The 19,006-nt window shown below is 69.6% G+C and carries 8 protein-coding genes and 2 pseudogenes; 8 read left to right on the top strand and 2 right to left on the bottom strand.

All coding sequences use genetic code 11. The features are described 5' to 3' along the window. Positions 1-658, top strand: a 658-nt coding sequence (locus tag AB0D85_RS51235; protein ID WP_362338267.1) for a hypothetical protein, incomplete at its 5' end; no start/stop codon positions are given. 74 nt (positions 659-732) lie between these two features. Here AB0D85_RS51235 and AB0D85_RS51230 read toward each other — a convergent pair. Both AB0D85_RS51230 and AB0D85_RS51225 read right to left on the bottom strand, forming a co-directional pair. Continuing rightward, positions 733-1,041 carry a hypothetical protein gene (locus AB0D85_RS51230; protein ID WP_362338264.1) on the bottom strand — a complete coding sequence of 103 codons (309 nt, stop codon included), beginning with the start codon at positions 1,039-1,041 and terminating at the stop codon, positions 733-735. Between the two features lie 332 nt (positions 1,042-1,373). Continuing rightward, positions 1,374-2,559: pseudogene (locus AB0D85_RS51225) on the bottom strand (transposase). A gap of 158 nt (positions 2,560-2,717) precedes the next feature. Between AB0D85_RS51225 and AB0D85_RS51220 the strand changes: the two are divergent. The 7 genes and pseudogenes from AB0D85_RS51220 to AB0D85_RS51190 all read left to right on the top strand — a co-directional run. Further along, positions 2,718-3,203 carry a pentapeptide repeat-containing protein gene (locus AB0D85_RS51220; RefSeq protein ID WP_362338261.1) on the top strand — a complete coding sequence of 162 codons (486 nt, stop codon included), beginning with the start codon at positions 2,718-2,720 and terminating at the stop codon, positions 3,201-3,203. A 299-nt stretch (positions 3,204-3,502) separates the two neighbouring features. Next, positions 3,503-5,278: a fatty acyl-AMP ligase gene (locus AB0D85_RS51215; RefSeq protein WP_362338258.1), complete on the top strand. Its 1,776-nt coding sequence runs from the start codon at positions 3,503-3,505 to the stop codon at positions 5,276-5,278. Continuing rightward, the gene (locus AB0D85_RS51210) at positions 5,275-6,828 is read left to right on the top strand and encodes a PfaD family polyunsaturated fatty acid/polyketide biosynthesis protein (RefSeq protein ID WP_362338255.1); all 1,554 of its coding nucleotides are present in this window, start codon (positions 5,275-5,277) and stop codon (positions 6,826-6,828) included. Before AB0D85_RS51215 ends, AB0D85_RS51210 begins: the two co-directional genes overlap by 4 nt. Positions 6,829-6,836: 8 nt before the next feature. Beyond that, positions 6,837-12,857 (top strand): SDR family NAD(P)-dependent oxidoreductase, encoded by a 6,021-nt coding sequence (locus AB0D85_RS51205; protein WP_362338252.1) that lies wholly within the window; start codon positions 6,837-6,839, stop codon positions 12,855-12,857. Positions 12,858-13,012: 155 nt separating this feature from the next. After that, on the top strand, positions 13,013-18,160 hold the full coding sequence (locus tag AB0D85_RS51200; RefSeq protein ID WP_362338249.1) for a beta-ketoacyl synthase N-terminal-like domain-containing protein: 5,148 nt from the start codon (positions 13,013-13,015) through the stop codon (positions 18,158-18,160). Positions 18,161-18,396: 236 nt separating this feature from the next. Beyond that, positions 18,397-18,621, top strand: coding sequence for a hypothetical protein (locus AB0D85_RS51195; protein WP_362338246.1), 225 nt, complete (start codon positions 18,397-18,399; stop codon positions 18,619-18,621). A 270-nt stretch (positions 18,622-18,891) separates the two neighbouring features. Next, positions 18,892-19,006 (top strand): annotated as a pseudogene (locus tag AB0D85_RS51190) (creatininase family protein); the annotation flags it as partial.

The raw sequence follows: 19,006 nt of genomic DNA, 5'->3' as shown, positions 1-19,006 counted from the left end.
GCCGGAGGAAAGCCCGGAGGAAAGCCCGGAGGAAAGCCCGGAGGAAAGCCCGGAGGAAAGCCCGGAGGAAAGCCCGGAGGAAAGCCCGGAGGAAAGCCCGGAGGAAAGCATAGAGGAAAGCCCGGAGGAAAGCATAGAGGACAGGTATGCCCGAGTTCATAAAGATATGGCCGAATTGGCGTACGCTTACAATAGTATGCGCTTGAACGAGGGGCGTAGCTGGGATCACGGTCCGCGTCACTCGATGCATTCGAGGATCATAGAGAATATGGTCGCAGGATTCGAGCGTATCCCAAAGACGCAAAATCCGATTCTGATCTGCACGGCCGGCCCCGGCGGCGTGGGGAAGAGCACCAGCCTGCAGAACGGCCTCCAGATGCTTAACGATAAGGACAGTGATCTAGGTCGGTCCCTGAATGAACTCGTAGGGAATCCTGAAAATTGTGTTACGAGTGATAGTTTCGTCGTTCTGAATCATGAGACCATCAAGGAGGCGATTTGGCGCGAGGGGGGCTTGGATTATATACCTGAGAGATATAGGCAACAACTTTCGCCCGCCGAAATGAGCAGCGCCGTCCATGAAGAGTCTTCCTGGGTGATGGAGCGTGTTGCCGACGCGGCCATGGAGAGAGAGGGCATAATATCGCCTATGAGATAAGCATGCAGAATCTGTCCGCCACGCAAGGCCTGCTCGAGTATTTCGAGAGCAAGGGGTACGGGCAGCGGATCGCTTTATCTGTCGAGGAGCCACGGCAGGTTGCCATCCAGCGAAATGGCGATAAATGGATGGAGGGGTACGGAGAATTTAAAGAAAAGAAGGAAGCTGGTGAATTGGTATTCGGGAACGCTCTGACTCCCCAATACATCGTAGAATCCGCCTATCAAACGAGCGAGGGGCGGTCTGATTGTCGGCAGAACGTTGACAGCCTTGCCCTCGAGGGGCGGATCACCGCTGTAATTGAGGTGGATCAGGGAAAGCCAACTGTTTTGAACCGTGAGGCGTTGGAAGAACGCTGGGCAATGCGAGCGGCTGAGGAGCACGCTTGGTACGACAGGGAAGCCGCCTACATGCAGTACGTGCTTACAGATCAACCTCGATCTGATAGTCCACCTCCTCTATATGTGGAGGGTGAGGATGTTCGTGCGCCGTCGACGGCACACGCAGATCTTCAGACGGCTCGATTCGCTGCTATGAGTCCATCCAATCTTCCCCGACCTGGCGCTGAGCAGAGGACTACCGAGCAAGGAACGCCGCCCCCTGGCACGTCGCGTCCATCGACGCCGTCCGACCCGAGGGGCCGGTCCGGAGGACCCGGCCGCTGAACACCTGGACGATCTCGGTGAACTTGTCCACACAAAGTTCCCGCCGCCTATTACTCCAGCTGTAGATCTTGATCTTCATGTCTGATTCCAGGTCTGTTGGCGGTGACGGTTGGCCTGGGCTCGGGCCTGGTGGTGGCGGCGTCAGTGGGACCAGCGGAGCCGGTGGGCCATGTCGTGCACGGGCCGGACGACAAGCGTCGTGAACAGTCGCTGGATCTCGTTGCAGGTGAGCGGGATCGCCCGTCCGGGACGGGGTTGCGGGCGTGTTCGGCGGCGCGGACGACCGCGAGGAAGGCGTGGGCGAGCATGGCGAGGGTGACCCAGCGGGACCGCGAGGTGAAGCGGCGGACCTGGTGCTCGTCCAGTCCCGTCAGGCCCTTTCCGGCCGGGAAGGTCTCCTCCACCCGCCATCTCGGCCCAGCGACGCGGTCCAGCGCGGCCAGGGGTACCGGGGTCGGTGAGAAGCAGCGGTAGGAGGCGAGTTCACCGGTGGTGCGGTTGCGGCGGATCAGCAACTGGTGGCTGCCGGGCCGCGCTTCGGCCAGGTCGATGACGGCCCAGTCGTAGAAGCGGTGGTCTTTGCACCGGCCCCGGCTGACAGCTTCTGCCAGGCCCGTTGGGGGACCTTCGCGGCCAGGGAATCCGCGCGGAACTTGCTCGCCCTGGTGGTGACTTCGGCTGAGCAGGCGACGGCCAGCACGTAGCCGACCCCGCGCTCTTCCAGCGCGGACCGCGGCTTCGGGTTGCCGCCGTAGACCTCGTCCCCCTGCTATCCAGCCCACGCGGTGTCCGGCATCCAGGAACCGTTCGATCATCACGCGAGCCAGTTCTTGCTCGGTCGCGAAGTCGATGTCCTCGCCGAGTCCGGCCGCCCGGCAGCGGTCCGGGTCGCACGTCCAGGAGCGCGGGATGTACAGCTCGCGGTCCACCGCCGCATGCCCACGAGGTGGACGGCAACCTGAGAGTTCTCGATCCGGCCGGGGTGCCGGTGTACTGGCGCTGGACCCCGACGGTGTGAGTGCCCTTCTTCATGTCGCCTGTCTCGTCCACGACCGGCACCGCGGCTTCGTCGTGCAGATGCTCCACGACATACTCGCGCGCGTCGTCGCGGACGGCATCAGCATCCCAGGCCGCCCGGCACAGCAGATGCTGCGTGCCGTGCGGATTCGCTTCTCCGGCCCACTCGGCGATCGTCCAGCAATTCTTGCGCGGCAGGTCCGCCAGCAGCTCCTGCATCAACCGACCGGCCCGCCGCCGGGGTTCGACGCGGGCGAACCGGCCCGCGATACGCCCCGTGGCCACCTCGAACGCCTCCCGCGTGTGATCGGCCGGCGGACGGCGAACTGCCGGAAATCCGGGCGACGGCCACCAACCCGGCTGACACGCTGGCCCACATGACCACGCCACCGACCGCGGCACAACGACTTGCCACGCTGCACCGCTACACGACCGTGAACGGTGAGGACTTCACCGGCCAGAACCTTGCCTCCGCTCGCACGTCGCAGCTGCGGTTCACCCGCTGCTCGTTCATCGGGGCCGATCTACGCCACGCCACCCTGGACGGGTGCTGGTTCAAGTTCTGCAACTTCAGCGGCGCAGACCTGCGCGGGGCATCACTGCGCGAGGTCAGCCTGGCCGGATGCGATCTACGGGGTGCTGACCTGCGCGACACCGATCTGACCGATGCCAGGTTCGGCAGCGTGAACAGCGGCATGCCCCTGCTCGGGCTGACGGACGTCACCGGCGCCCGGTTCGAGGCAGCGTCCCTGCGCAATGTTCAAACGGAAGGCGTCATCGGATGGCCACCCCGGCATAGCAAGAAGCCCAGGCCGGCGGGGATGGGTGATGCTGACGCGGCAGGCACGGTTCCGTTGTGGTGATCAGTTGACTCGACACCCCTTGATCGCCAGGAGCCGTGCCTGCGCGCGTATCTGCCGCACCACCAGTCATCGACGGCCGAGTTGGGGCATCAGGCCCATAGCGGCTACGTCGGGCCAACCACGAGAACGACGGAGCCCTGATATGGGAGGTGTCACTGGCAAGGCGGCGGTGGCAGAGCGGGCACATCCTGACCCGGAGCCGCATCAAGGCGTGAGCCCGGAATGAACTGCTGGGCGCCGGAAGCCGTTGCGGGGGCGTCGGGCCCGCAACGGGCCCCTCGATCACGCCAGGAGACAGGATGTCAATCCCTCGTGACGTTCCTCGTGACACCCAGCCCCCGCGTTCCATACGCTCTCTGACCTCGGTCTTCGCCGATCTCTATCGAACCGATCCGGACCGCTGTCTGTTCGTCTTCACCGATGTGCACGGTGAGGACGCCGCGCGGCGTACCGTCGGCGATCTCGCGCGCCGGGCGGAGGGGATCCGGCAACTGCTGTCCGACGGCGGTGTCAAGCCGGGGGAGCGGGTGGTGCTGGTTCATCTTCCCTCGCTCGAATTCGTCGAGGCGTTCCTCGGCTGCCTGGCAGCCGGTGCCCTTCCGGTTCCGGTGGCACCGCCCAACCCCTTCGCGCTCGAACAGGATCTCGCGCGGGTGTCCGCGGTCGCCGACGACTGCGGTGCCCAGGCCATCCTCACGCACCAGGACTACCTCGCGGTCCTGGATGCGGCCGGCTCGGGGGAGGTCCCTGCCCGTTCACGTCAGCCCTGGCTGGTGCCGGATCTGGACGAATCCGGCACGATGCCGTTTCCGGATCTCTGGCACCGGCCGTCCGATCCCGATGAGCCGGCCTACCTGCAGTTCACTTCGGGTACCACCGGGCCGCCGAAATGCGTGACGGTCAGCCACCGCAACATGCACCACGAGATCGAGGCCCTCGCCGAGGACCTGTGCCTCGATGAAAGCACGGTCGCGGTCGCGTGGGTCCCGCATTACCACGACATGGGCCTGGTCTGCGTCCTGCTCAGCACCCTGGCCGGCAACTCCGGACGGACGTACCTGATCTCACCGCTGGATTTCCTCCACCGGCCCGCGGTCTGGTTCGACGTGCTGTCCCGGGTGCGCGGCACCCATACCTCCGGGCCGCACTTCGCCCTCGACCTCATGTGCCGCAAGACGACCGAGGAGCAGCGTGCCGGCTGGGACCTGAGCTCGGTTCAGGTCTTCAGCGCGGGCGCCGAGATCGTGCGGACGGCCGCGGTGGAGGCGTTCTTCGAGACGTTCCGCGGCACGGGGCTGGACAGCGCCAGTTTCCACCCCGGATACGGCCTCGCCGAGCACACCATGAGCCTGGCCATGGGCAGCGCCGGCCCGCTCGCGCTCGACCGCGGCCAACTGGCCCGGGGCCGCGTCGTCCCGGCGAAACCGGGCCCGGACCACCACCGGACCGTCTGTTACGGCGCCGGTTGGGCGATCAAGCCCGACACGAGCCTGCGCATCGTGGACCCCGAGAGCCGTCTGCCCTGCGGCCCCGACGAGGTCGGTGAGATCTGGGTCGACTCGCCCACCAAGGCGCTCGGTTACTGGGGCCGGGAGCAGGCGACCCGCGAGACCTTCCACGCCGAGATCGGCGACGGTGACCCGCGGAGTTACCTGCGCACAGGCGATGTCGGTTTCCTGCGGAACGGCGAGCTGTACGTGACCGGACGGCTGCAGGACATGATCCTCGTCGACGGGCTCCGTCACCACGCCGAGGACATCGAGGAGGCCGTACGCGGCTGCCATCCCGGTATCCGGCGGGGCGGAGTCGCCGCGTTCTCGGTGCCGGCCGATCCCGGTGGCCCGGAGCAGCGACTGATCATGCTCGTGGAAACCACCGGTGAACCGGCGGACCTGGGACTCGCCGAGGAGATCCGGCAGGCGGTGCGGACACAGATCGAGACCGAGTTCGGCATCACCCCGGCCGAGGTGGTCGTCGGCCGAAAGCTGGTCCGGAAGACCACCAGCGGCAAAGTCCGCCGACGTGCATGCCGCGACGAGTACCTGGCAGCCGACGGTCTCAGGGGGTCCATGTGACAGCTGTGGTCCCCCTCTCGTCGGCTGCCACGAGGCTCGTCGACGTGGTACGCCGGATCCGTGAACCGGTGCACGTCGTCGCTGGTGAGGACGGCACTATCGGCGCGATCAGCGGTGATCCGGCCGGCGGGCGCGTGCTCGCCACACTGCCGGCCCTGTATCCGGAGTGGCTGGGCGACCGTTCGTTCGGCGAGGTGCACGGTACTCGCTTTCCCTATGTCGCCGGCGAGATGGCGCACGGAATCTCGACCACCGACATGGTCGTCGCGCTGGGCCAGGCGGACCTGCTCGGCTTCTTCGGCGCGGGCGGGCTGTCCCTGGACCGGGTGGCCGAGGCCGTGGAGACGCTGCGCAAAGCGCTGCCCGGACGTGCGAACTGGGGCGTGAACCTCCTCCACGCACCGAGCCGGCCCGCCTGGGAAAGGAGCATGGTCGACCTGCTGTTGCGGTCCGAGGTGCCTGCGGTCTCCGTCTCGGCGTTCATGGAACTGACTCCGACTGTGCTCCAGCTCGCGGTGAGCGGTCTACGGACGGACGCCGAAGGCCAGATCGTGCGCCAGGTCCGGTTGTTCCCCAAGGTGTCGCGGCCCGAGGTGGCTGAACGATTCCTCGCACCTCCGCCGTGGTCGATGCTGGAGGCGCTGTGCACCGCCGGCCGTATCACGTACGCCGAGGCCGATCTCGCTGCGCGGATCCCGGTCGCCGAGGACCTCACCGTGGAGGCCGACAGCGGCGGGCACACCGACAACCGCCCACTGGTCTCCCTGCTGCCCCGGATCCAGGAGATGGCCGCCCGCATCGCCGCGCGCCACGGCCATACTCCCGCCCGTATCGGTGCCGCCGGTGGCCTTGGCACGCCAGCGGCGGTGGCGGCGGCGTTCGCCGCGGGAGCCGCGTACGTGGTCACCGGCTCGGTCAACCAGACCTGCGTCGAGGCGGGGATCTCGGCCGGCGCCAAGAAGATGCTCGCCGAAGCGGATCTCGCCGACGTGATGATGGCCGCGTCCGGTGACATGTTCGAACTGGGTGTCAAGGTCCAGGTGCTCCGCCGCGGGACACTGTTCGGTTCACGTGCAAACCGCCTCCACCAGCTCTACACCGAGTTCGACTCGCTGGAGTCGATTCCCGCACCGGAACGGCGGAAGCTCGAACACAGCGTGTTCCGCGCTCCGTTCGAGGAGATCTGGGAGGAGACCCGCGGATACTGGGAGAACCGTGACCCGGCCCAGCTCGCCAGGGCCGAGACCGACCCCAAGCACCGGATGGCGCTGCTGTTCAGGTGGTACCTGGGCAAGGCCTCCTGGTGGCCCATCCGGGGCGAGCAGGCCCGCGGCGACGACTACCAGCTGTGGTGCGGCCCAGCCGCCGGCGCGTTCAACTCGTGGGTGCGCGGCAGCTTTCTCGCCGACCCCGCCGACCGGGAGGTCGTCCAGGTCGCCCGCAACCTGCTTGAAGGCGCGGCCGTGGTCACTCGAGCGCACCAGCTGCGTACGTACGGCGTACCCGTGCCGGCCGGCGCCTTCGCGTTCGCTCCTCGCCGTCTCGCCTAAGGACAGTCATGCCCAGACCCCCTTTCACCCCGATCGCGATCGTCGGCGCGAGCGCACTGCTGCCCGGACCCGCCGGCATCGACGGTTTCTGGCGCACCGTCTTCTTCGGCACCGACCAGGTGTCGGACGTTCCGCCCACGCACTGGCTGGTAGAGGACCACTACGAGCCCGACCCCGCGGCTCAGGACAAGTGCTACGCCTACCGCGGTGGGTTCCTCTCCCCGGTGATGTTCGATCCGCTGCGCTTCGGTGTGCCGCCCGCCGCCCTGCCCACGATCGACACCGCCCAGCTCCTGACCATGGCCGCCGCCGAACGGTTGCTCTCCGCGCTGGCCTCCTCCGGAGCCCCCACCGACCACTCCCGGACCAGCGTGATCCTTGGCATCTCGGGTCTGGAGATGCTCGCCACCATGGGGGCCCGCATGCAGCGGCCGGTCTGGCTGAAGGCGTTGCGGGAGAGCGGTGTTCCCGAGTCGCTCGCCCAGTCCGTCTGCGACCGGATCGCCGCGCACTACCCGGCCTGGCAGGAGTCGAGCCTGCCCGGCATGCTCACCAACGTCGTCGCGGGGCGTCTGGCGAACCGATTCGACCTGCACGGCACCAACTACACCACGGACGCGGCCTGCGCGAGCTCGCTCGCGGCGCTGTCCAGCGCCGCCAACCAACTCGCCCTCCAACAGGCGGACCTGGTCGTCACCGGTGGCATCGACACCTTCAACGACCCGTTGATGTACACCAGTTTCAGCAAGACCCCCGCGCTGTCGCCGACCGGCGACTGCCGACCGTTCTCGTCGGACGCGGACGGCATGGTGCTGGGCGAGGGCGTGGTTCTGCTCGCCCTGCGTCGGCTGACCGACGCCGAACGCGACGGGAACCGGATCCTCGCGGTGATCCACGGCATCGGAGCGGCCTCGGACGGTTCCGGCGGCGCCATCTACGCTCCGCAGTCGAGCGGGCAGGCCCGTGCCCTCCGGACGGCGTACGAGGCGGCCGGCTACGGCCCCGGCAGCGTCGAGCTGATCGAGGCGCACGGTACCGGGACCGCGGCCGGTGACGCCGCCGAGACCGCGGCGCTCCGTGACGTGTTCGGCGCCGCCGGCCGCGACGACGACGGCTGGTGCGCGCTCGGCTCGGTGAAGTCCCAGATAGGACACACCAAGGCGGCCGCCGGCGCGGCCAGCCTGCTGAAGGCCGCGCTCGCGGTCCACCACGGGATCCTCCCGCCCACGATCAAGGTCGACCGGCCCAATCCCAAGCTGGGCCTCGACGGCAGTCCCTTCTACCTGAACACCCGCTCACGGCCGTGGATCAGAGACGGCGGCCGTCCCCGCCGGGCCGGTGTGTCGAGCTTCGGATTCGGTGGCACCAATTTCCACGTCACGCTGTCCGAGCACGTGCCCCAGGACGGCACGGACCGGGACCGGCCGCGGCTGCGTACCTCCGGGAGCGAGCTGGTACTGCTGTCCGCCGAGTCTCCCGGGGAACTCCGCGAGCAGGCCGCCCGGCTGGCGGACGGCCGGACCCCCCTGGCCGTCGTGGCCCGCTGCAGTCAGGAGGCGTTCGAGGCGACCGCGCCGGTCAGGCTGGGCGTCGTGGCCACCGGCGAGTCCGACCTGGCCACGAGACTGCGTTCCCTGACGGACCGTATCGCCTCCGATCCGGACACCTCGTTCACCGGTCCGGGCGGCCTCTACGGTGCCCGTCCGGCCGATCCTGGGCCGGTCGCGTTCCTCTTCTCGGGCCAGGGAAGCCAGTACGTCGGCATGGGCGCCGAACTCGCGATGGCACTTCCGGAAGCACTGGCCAGCTGGGACTCCGTGGCAGCCATGCCCTGTTCCACGGCCGACGGCGAACGGCTGCACCGGGTGGTGTTCCCGCCGCCCGCGTTCACCGACGAGGAGCGGACCGCTCAGCGCGACCGGCTCATCCGCACCGAGTGGGCACAGCCCGCTCTCGCCGCACAGAGCCTCGCCGTACTCGAACTCCTGCGGCTGCTCGGAGTACAGCCGGACGCGGTGGCCGGACACAGTTTCGGGGAACTCGTGGCCCTGCACGCGGCCGGCAGCTACGACCGCGAGACCTTGCTTCGTCTGGCCAGACGCCGCGGCGAGCTGATGCGGGACGCCGCCCGCGAACCCGGCGCGATGACCGCCGTGTTCGGTACGCCCGACGAGGTGCGGGCACTGGTGGCGGCCGTCGGCTCGGATGCGTTGTGGCCGGCCAACCACAACACGCCTCGGCAGGTCGTCGTGGCGGGTACGACGGACGCGGTCGAGCGGCTCGAACATCGCGCCGAAGCGAGCGGACACACCGTGCGGCGTCTCGACACGGCCACCGCGTTCCACAGCCCGGTCGTCGCCGCGGCCGCGGAGCCGTTCCGGCAGGCCCTCGACGCCGAGAACGTCGAAGCCCCCCGTATCCCGACCTACCGCAACACGACCGCGCGGCCCTATGCCGACAACCCCGAGGCGGTGCGCGCCGGGCTCGCCGAGCAGCTCACCGCACCGGTGCGGTTCGTCGAACAGATCGAAGCGATGTACGCCGCCGGGATCCGGACCTTCGTCGAGGTCGGCGCGAACGCGACGCTCACCGGATTCACCGGCCAGATCCTCGAAGGCCGTGAACACCTCGCGGTGAGCCTGGACCGCGAACGGGCGGACGGAGTGACCGCCGTCCAGGAAGCGCTGGCACGACTCGCGGTCGGCGGACTCGACCTGGAATTCGCCGAGTTGTGGCACCCGTACACCACCGGTATGGAGGAGAACCCAGAGATGAACGGCGACACGTCGGGCAGTAGCCGCACGGCGGTCGAACTGCGTGGCACCAATTATCAGAAATCGTACCCGCCGGCCGGCGGCAGCGCCGCGTTGCCACCGCCGAACCCGGACCCCGCGCCCGCCCCGGCCGCCGTGCAGAGCGAAGCCACCGCCGAACCGGAGGGCTGGCTGGCGACGGTGGCCGAGACACAGCGACTGGCCAGCGCGGCGCACGCCACGTACCAGCAGGTCATGGCCGACTCGCATCTCGCCTTCCTGCGTATGTCGGAGGCTGCGCTGACGCGGCTCGGCGGTGCCCCGGCCACCGCCCCGATTACGTCGGCCCTCCCTCGTACACCGCAGGTGGCGGTCCCCCTCCCGACCCCCGTGCCCACGTCCACCCCTGAACCGGCCCCTGTTGAACCGGCCCCTGTGCCTGCCGTGCCCGAGCCCTCTCGTGAGGCCGAGTCGGTGGCGGTGCCGTTCGAGGAGGCACCGGCGGCGGACGGCACGGTGGATGTGGTGCTCGCCGCCGTATCCCAGAAGACCGGATATCCGATCGACGTACTGTCCCCCGAGATGGACCTCGTGACGGATCTCGGTGTCGACTCGATCAAGCGGGTGGAGATTCTCGCCGCCATTCGTGATCAGGTCGCTGTTCCCGACGTCGACCCGGCCGTGCTCGGTGCTGCCCGCACCATCCGGGACGTCGCCGATGTCCTTGTCCCCGCCGACACCCACCATGAAGTCGAATCGGCGCCGGGGCCATCGGGGCCACTGGAGGAAGCATCGGGCCTGATGGAAGGCGTCACGGTGGATGTGGTGCTGGCCGCCGTGTCCCAGAAGACCGGTTATCCGGCGTACGTGTTGGGGCCTGAGATGGACCTCGTGACGGATCTCGGTGTCGACTCGATCAAGCGGGTGGAGATTCTCGCCGCCATTCGTGATCAGGTCGCTGTTCCCGACGTCGACCCGGCCGTGCTCGGCGCTGCCCGCACCATCCGGGACGTCGCCGATGTCCTCGGCACCCCGAGGACCAGTGCCCCGGAGCCCCCGCCGCCCGCTCCTCCGCTCCGGTTCACCGCACGCCAAGTGGCCGTGCCTGCCTGCGGGTTCGCGACACCCGCTCTGACGGCCGGGCCGGTCGCGGTGGTCGGTGGACCCGAGGAGCTCGCCCGTGCGCTGACCGCGAGACTGGGCGCCGGTGGCGTGGAGGCGCACGTCGCGAGCGAGGTTCCCGAGAACTGCGGTGGCCTGATCTACCTCGGCGGCTTCGAGCACACATCCCGGAGCGCCGACGCGGTCGACCGGGAGGCGTTCGCGACGGTCAAGGCGTTCGCGAGGGCGCGCCACGACGGCCCGACTCTCCTTGTCGTGGCGCGGAGCGGGACTCGGTCCTCCGGGCTGACCGCGCTGGCCAGGACAGCAGCACGGGAATGGCCGGAGACCACGGTGCGGAGCATCGACTGCGACATCGCCGATCTCGGCTCCGCGGACGCCGCCGAGCTCATCGCATCCGAACTGCTCAACGGCGGCTCGGATCCCGAGGTCACCCTGTCCGTCTCCGGACGTACCGTCCGCGATTTCACCGAACTCACGGGGGCGACGGGTACGGGCCGAGTCGGACCGCACTCGGTCCTCGTCGTCAGCGGGGGAGCACGCGGGATCACCGCGGCCTCGGTACGCGCGCTCGTCGAGACGCACGCACCCAAGGCCGTGCTGCTGCTGGGCCGGACACCGCTCACCGAAGAACCTGTCCATCTGATCGGCGCCGCCGACGAGGCCGCTGTCCAGCGGGCCGTCATCGACCGTCTCCGGGTGACCGCAGAGGAACTCGACCCCCGTCGGATCAGAACCGACACGGTGTCCGCCCTGGCCCAGCGCGAGGTCCGCGACAACCTGCGGGCGTTGGAAGCGTGCGGCAGCGCCATCCGGTACGTGTCGCTGGACATCACGGACGCCGCCGCCGTACGCGCGGCGGTGGCGGGGTTCCGGGAGGAGTGGGGACCGGTCACCGGAGTCGTCCACGGCGCGGGAGTGCTGGCGGACGCGGCGATCCGGGACAAGACGAGCGAGCAGTTCGACCGGGTGTACAGCACCAAGGCCGACGGGCTGCGGTCGTTGCTCGCCGCGGTCGAGGAGGAACCGCTCGACCTGCTCTGTGTGTTCTCCTCCGTGGCTGCCGAGTTCGGAAACGCCGGACAGAGCGACTACGCCATGGCCAACGAGGCCGTCACCCGGCTCGCCGCCGCCGAGGGGGTCCGACGGCCGGACTGTCTGGTCCGCACGATCGCCTGGGGCCCCTGGTCGGGAGGCATGGTGAACGAGTCGCTCGCCGCCCACTTCCGGACCGGCGGTGTCGAGTTGATCGAGACGGCCGCCGGCGCGGCGGCCTTCGTCGACGAACTGCACGAGTCGGGCGACGGGGCGACGGCCGTGATCCGCTCAGCCTCCCGCCCGCCGGTCCGCCAAGGCGTGTCCGGTGAACTCAGCCTCTCCAAGCGCAGTCACCCGTTCCTGTCCGACCATGAGATCGCCGGGCTGCCCGTGGTTCCCGTGGCCTTGGTACTGGAATGGCTCACCGGGGCCGCGCGGGCGACGATCCCCGGTGAGCGGGTCGAGGTCCGGGACCTGGATGTGCTCAGCAAGATCGGTCTTGAGGACTTCGCCACGGCGAGCAGGCGGCTGCGGCTGGACACCCAGGCGAACGGCGAGACCTTCACCGTCCAGCTGACCGGACCGGGCGGGCGGCCCCACTACCGCGCCGCACTCGCCCCCTCCGGCGATCCGGTCGAATCGCGGGCGTGGAGCAAGCCCGTAGGCCTCAGCGAGCCGGGCCGGGTGGTTTACGACGGGCATCTCCTCTTCCACGGTCCGGCGTTCCGCGCTCTGACGGCGGTGGACGACATCGGCCAGGCCGGTGCGGTCGGCACCCTGTGCGGAGTCACCGAACTCGGCTGGCCGGAAGAACCCTGGCACACCGATCCGGCGGCGGTGGACGGCTGTATGCAACTGGCGGCCGCCTGGGCCGCGCATGTGCTCGACGTGCGGGCGACGCTTCCCATGGGAGCGGGGGCCTTCCGTGTTTTCGCACCGGGTCCGCTGCGTGGCCCGGCGGTCGCAGTGGTGCGTGCGGGCCGGGCCGCCGGCAATGAGGCGTACTGCTCGGTCCAGGCGAGTGATCCGGACGGACGCCCGCTGTTCGAGCTGACCGACGTCCGGCTGCTGACCCGTCCGGACGCGCCGCGTACCGAGACCCTCGCCAACGACTGACGGGTGGGGGCACCGGTGCGGACCATCGACCTGGCCGGGCGGCAACCGCCCGCCGTGACAACGCGGACGAGTGCGGAGGCCCCGCCGTGCGACGAGCAGTGGGTGGCCCCCGGCCCCACCCCCGAAGAACAGCCCTGGAAGGTGCGGAAGCGCTGATGTTCGAGCCCATCGCGATCGTCGGGCGTGGCTGTGTGCTGCCTGACGCCCTGTCCCCGGAACAACTGTGGCAGAACATCGCCGGGGGCCGCGTCAGCATCGCCCCCGTCCCCGGCGGACGGTGGCGGCTGCCCGACGAGGCCCTCCCCGGCCTGGTCGGGCCCGCACCCGCCCCCGCGCGCAACGCCGTCGGCGGGTATGTCAGCGGCTTCGACGAAGTCTTCGACCCCGGTGGCCTCCGCGTCGACGAGGCCGAGATCAGCGCGCTCGACCCCGTGTTCCATTGGGTGCTGCACAGCGTGCGGGCGGCGCTGCGGGAAGCGGGCGCGGAGAACGGCGGTGAGCGGACCGGACTCGTCATGGGCAACCTGTCGTTGCCGACCGACGGCATGGTCACCTACGCCGAACACACCTGGTTCGCCTCACAACCGCGACGGATCCGGGACGCTGTGCGGCGCGCCGACCCCATACCCCGCGATCCCACCGCCGGCAACCGTTTCTCTTCCGCGATGCCGGCGCATCTCACCGCCACCGCGCTCGGACTTCACGCAGGCGCCTTCGCTCTCGACGCGGCCTGCGCCTCCTCGCTGTTCGCGGTCAAGCTGGCCTGCGACCGGCTGCACGACCGCACGGCCGACCTGATGGTCGCCGGGGCCGTCAACAGAGTCGACGACCTCATCGGGCACATCTCGTTCACCGCCCTCGGGGCGCTGAGCCCCACCGGGCGCAGCCGTCCCTTCCACCGGGACGCCGACGGCCTGGTCCCCGCGGAGGGCGCGGCGTTCGTGGCGCTGGCCCGGCTGTCCGACGCACTCGCCTCCGGGCTGCGGGTGTTCGGGGTGATCCGCGGTGTCGGGCTGTCCAACGACGGCCGTGGCACCGGGCTTCTGGTCCCCTCGGCGGAGGGACAGGTCCGGGCGTTTCGGCAGGCCTACGTGGAGGCGGGCATCGATCCGTCCACGGTGTCGCTGCTCGAGTGTCACGCGACCGGCACACCGCTGGGCGACGCGGTCGAGGTGGGGGCGGCGGCCACGGTGTTCGGCGGCGCCCGTGACCTGCCGGTCGGCTCCGCCAAGTCCAACTTCGGGCACCTGGTCACCGCCGCCGGCGGGGCGGGCATCCTGAAAGTGCTCGGCGCGTTCGAGGCCGGGACCCGGCCGCCGACGCTGTCGGCGCAGGAACCGATCGACGCGCTGCGCGGCACGCCCATGCGGGTGCTGCGGGAAGCCGAACCGTGGGACGGTCCGCGACGGGCCGGGATCAGCGCGTTCGGTTTCGGCGGCAACAACGCGCACCTCGTACTCGACAGCGGACCCGCCGACAGCACGGCGGCACTCGTGCCTCCGGGCAGGCTGCCCTCCGGTGCGGACATCGCGATCGTGGCGATCGGTGCTCGGGCGGGCAACTGCGACGGCTACGCCGACTTCCGTGATCGCCTTCTGGCCGGTACCGCCCGACCGGAACCCCACGGTACCTACGACGTCGGCATCGACGGGCTTCGGACACCCCCCGCCGACCTGCGGCAGGCGCTCGGCCAGCAGGTCGCCGTGCTGGAGGCGGCGCGCGAGGCCGCAGAAGGCCTCGACCTGCCCCGAGAGCGGACCATGGTGCTCGTCGGTATGGGATGTGACGTCGAGGTGGCACGGCAACCGAGCCGCGTGCGGGCCGCGTCCTGGCTCTCCGGGATCGGCGCCGCACACGCAGTGCCCCAGGTCCAGGAGGCGTTCGGCGGCCCTCTGGACGCCGCGCAGGTGGTCGGCACGATGCCCAACATCGTCGCCAACCGGATCAGCTCGCAGCTCGATCTCGGCGGTCCCGGATTCACCGTCTCCGCCGAGCAGGCCTCCGGAATCGTCGCGCTGGAACTCGGCGTCCGGGCGCTGCGCGCGGGTACGGCCGACGCGGTGCTCGTCGGCGCCGTCGACCTGTCCCGTGAACCGGTCCATCAGCAGGCCGCGCGGCAGATGGGCATCGCCGCGGAACCCGGCGACGCCGCCGTGGTCCTCGTACTCAAACGAGCCGAGGACGCCCGCCGCACCGGTGAGCCGATCATCGCGCTGGTCGACACCGTTCCGGAGGCGGACGCGGAACTCCTCGTGGGAGACGACACAGCACCGGCCGGCCCGGGCGTCCGGTTCGATCCGGTCGACGCGTTCGGCGCGCCGCACGCCGCGGTCGGGCTGCTCGCCGTCGCATGTGCCGCGGTCGCGCTGCGCCACGGCGCCGTACCACGAGCGGGCCGGCCGGCCGACCCCCTGTTGTGTGCACGGCCGCGGGCCACGGTCAGTACCCGGACGCTCGGGGCCGCCCCGGCGAGGGTCGCCCTGTGCGCGGACACCGTACGGCCCTGGACCGCCGAACCACCGCCGCGCCTGCACGTGTACTCCGGCACCGACGCCCGGACAGCGCTCGCCGCCGCCCGGGAGGGACGGGAAGCCGACACCGGCCCGGCCCGGCTCGTGGTGTGGGCCACCGATCCCGCCCAGCGAGTGGCACGGATCGAGGCCGCCCGGCGATGGCTGTCGGGCGCCGGAGTACGGCCGGAGGGCGTCGTGTTCCGCGAGCGTCCGGTCGACGGCGAGATCGCTTTCGTCTATACCAACGGTTCCGCGTGTTACCCGCACATGGGCAGGGAAATGCTGCTCGCGTTTCCCGACGCACTGCGCCGGGTGGAAGCGCGCAGCGGCCCGCTGCGGAAGTCGGTCGGTTGGGTGTACGACGACACTCCCGCGCGGCACGCACTCCAGCAGACCAACGCGGCGGCGCTGCTCGCCCAGGTGCACACCCGACTCACCCGGGACATCCTCGGCCTCGAACCCACCGCCGCGCTCGGTTACTCCTCAGGTGAGATCGGCGCGCTGATCAGTCTGGGAGCCTGGGAGGACGCCGCCGCTCTGATGACCGACGCCGAGACATCCGAACTCTTCACCAAGGAGGTGGCCGGAGAACTCGAGTTGGTGCTCCGGTCCTGGCGTAAACACGGTGTGACGTCGGGCACCTGGGCGGCGTTCCAGGTGAGCGCGGACGCCGACACCGTACGAGCGGTGCTGGAACGGGAACCGACCGTCCGTCTGATGGCGGTCAACGCACCCGGGCTGTGCGTGCTCGGCGGGGAGAGCACCGCCTGCCGGCGCGTGCTCGACCGGCTCGGCGAACCGACCGCGCTGCCGCTCGACTACGAGATCACCGTGCACATTCCGGAGGTCGCGGAGGTGAAGGACCGGTGGCGGCGGCTGTACGACCGTCAGACGAGCGCACTGCCGGCGATTCGCTTCTACTCGTGCGCCACCGCGACGCCGTACACCGTGTCGCGGGACGCCGTGGCCGACGCCATCACCGCGCAGGCCGTCGGCACGATCGACTTCGCGGCAACGGTCGAGCGGGCATGGCACGACGGTGTCCGGATCTTCGTCGAACACGGCCCGCAGGGACTGTGTACGGGATGGACCCGCAGGATCCTGGGCGATCGGGAGCATGTGGCGGTCGCTCTGGACACGGCCGACGGGCGCGGGCTGCGCGGCACGATACAGACGGTCGCCGAGCTCATCGCGGCCGGGGTCACAGTCGACCACCGCCGTCTGTACGAACACCTCGACGCCGCGAGCACGAAACCGCGGCCCGCGGTCAGGACCCTGAGCGTCCGCGCACACCCCGAGCCGGTCCGGCTGCCCGATCTGTGGGCCCTGCCCGAGCCGATGCCACCCGCCCCCCATCTGCCTCCCGTGGCGCCCGTGATACGGCATCCGCAAACACCTGCTCCTCACACACCCGCTCCTCACACGGCCGCACGTGCTGTCGCACTCACGGAAGTCTCGGCGACCCCGTTCCATCTGCTCATGAGCACCCACCAGGGACTCCTCCAGCACCATTCCGAGGCCCACAAGGCCTACTTGCAGGTCATGGCACACGCACAACGGCTGCTGATGTCCGGCCCGCCGGCCGCATCCGCGCCGACCGCCTCCTCATCCAGCCCCGTCGTGTTCGGCCGCGCCCAACTGGAGACACACGCCGCCGGCCGTGTCTCAGACGTGTTCGGTCCGATGTTTCTCCCGCAGGACGGTTACCGGCGGCAGGTCCGGATGCCGCGGCCGCCCTTGCTGCTCGTCGATCGGGTCACCGCACTCGACGCGGAGCCCGGCCGGTTCGGCAAGGGGGTGATCCGCACCGAGACCGACGTGACCGAGCACAGCTGGTTCCTCGATCCCGCGGGTCGGATGCCCGCCGGTTTCGCGGTCGAGGCGGGCCAGGCCGACCTGATGCTGATCAGCTGGATGGGCGCGGATCTCCGGCACCGCGGCGAGCGGGTGTACCGGCTGCTGGGCTGCGACATCACTTATCACGGCAGCCCACCGGTACCCGGTGAGACACTCTCCTTCGACATCGTCATCGACGACCACCGGGAACACGGCGACATCCATCTGTTCTTCTTCCACTTCGACTGCCGGGTCGACGGTGAACTGAGGCTGACCGTCCGGAACGCGCAGGCCGGGTTCTTCGGCGACGAGCAACTCGCCGGCACCGGCGGCATCCTGTGGGACCCGTCCGACGATGTCCCGGCCCCCTCGTCCGTCCCACCCGTACCGCCCCGCAGTCGGCGTGCCTTTCCGCCGGACCTGGTCGCCGCCTTCGCCCAGGGACGCCTGGAGGACTGTTTCGGCCCGGAATGGCATGCGACCAGGGCCCATGCGCGTACGCCGCGGATCACCGACGGACGTCTACGTTTCCTCCACGAGGTAACCGAGTTCACGCCCGACGGCGGCCCGTGGGGCCGCGGCTATCTGCGTGCCAGGCTCCCGGTGTCCCCTGAGGACTGGTTCTTCGACGCGCACTTCAAAGGTGACCCCTGTATGCCAGGCATGCTGATGTTCGAGGGCTGTCTGCAGGCGATGTCGTTCTACATGGCCGCGCTCGGCCACACCCTGGACGCGGACGGCTGGCGGTTCGAGCCGGTCACCGACACGCCCATGCGTATGCGCTGCCGCGGGCAGGTCACCCCACGCTCCCGGGAGATCGTCTACGAACTGTTCGTCGCGGAGGTCGCCACCGATCCCGTACCGACGCTGATCGCCGACGTCCTGATCACCGTTGACGGGAGGAAGGCCTTCCACGGCCGACGGGTCGGCCTTCGCCTGGTCCCGCCCGGCTGACACGACGCGCCCGAGCCACGCCGTGGCAGGAGGGTGCATTGTCCCGCGCCGCTACAGGCCGCCGACGCCTGCCGGTCCGCGCATTCGAGCCCCGGTGTTCTCGGTGCGGTGACAGGTGCGGAAGGCCTCGGGGGTCTCTCTCTGTCGTCGTTCGCTCGAAGCCGACCAGCGGCAGGGCCGCGTCGCCCCCGCAGGCTCGGTCTGTCCGAACCACCGATCTCCTCAAGGAAGCCCGCATGACCACCGAGGACCTGATCCGCAAGGCCGTCCAGGCGTACGTCCGCCTGATCTCCACACTCCAGGCCGCGAGGGAGGACCTGGCCTGCTCGGAAGAAGCCCTGTCCGCTGCCGCGTGGGATGCGCACCATGCCATGCAGGCCGCCGGCCTTCTCGGCGCCGAAGCGGACCAGATGATGGCTCTCGTCCGGAAACACTGCCCGGAGTTCAAGTTGGAACTGTGAGCTCGACCCTGTTGGGGATCTCGTGTTCATCGAGGTAGTTCTGGAATCAGGGCAGAGGTCTTCCCCGATCCCGGACCGGTCCAGGCGGTCGCTGTCGGCCTGGTGAACTCCTGGACCGTGAACTGCGTTGCGGGGATCTGGGAGCCGGCGCGGGTCGGCTCACGGACAGCGCTAGGAGACACTGTGTCAACCCCTCCCGAACAGCTCGCCTACAGCCCCCAGGAAGCCGACAGCTCCTGGCAAGGCCCAGACGGGGACCCGTTGGAAAGGATGAGTGGTTCGGGCGCGCGTACGGCGGCATACGGTCTGTTGCCGGCGGACACTACGGAAGAGGTACGGACCAGGGGGGCGGGCGTTTCAACACAGGTCGCCGTCCTTCCCGTCG

Origin of the sequence: Streptomyces sp. NPDC048277, from assembly GCF_040652235.1 — a bacterium.
Classification (GTDB): Bacteria; Actinomycetota; Actinomycetes; order Streptomycetales; family Streptomycetaceae; genus Streptomyces.
Note: the sequence above shows the minus strand (reverse complement) of the source record. Positions and strands in the feature narration are given on the sequence as shown.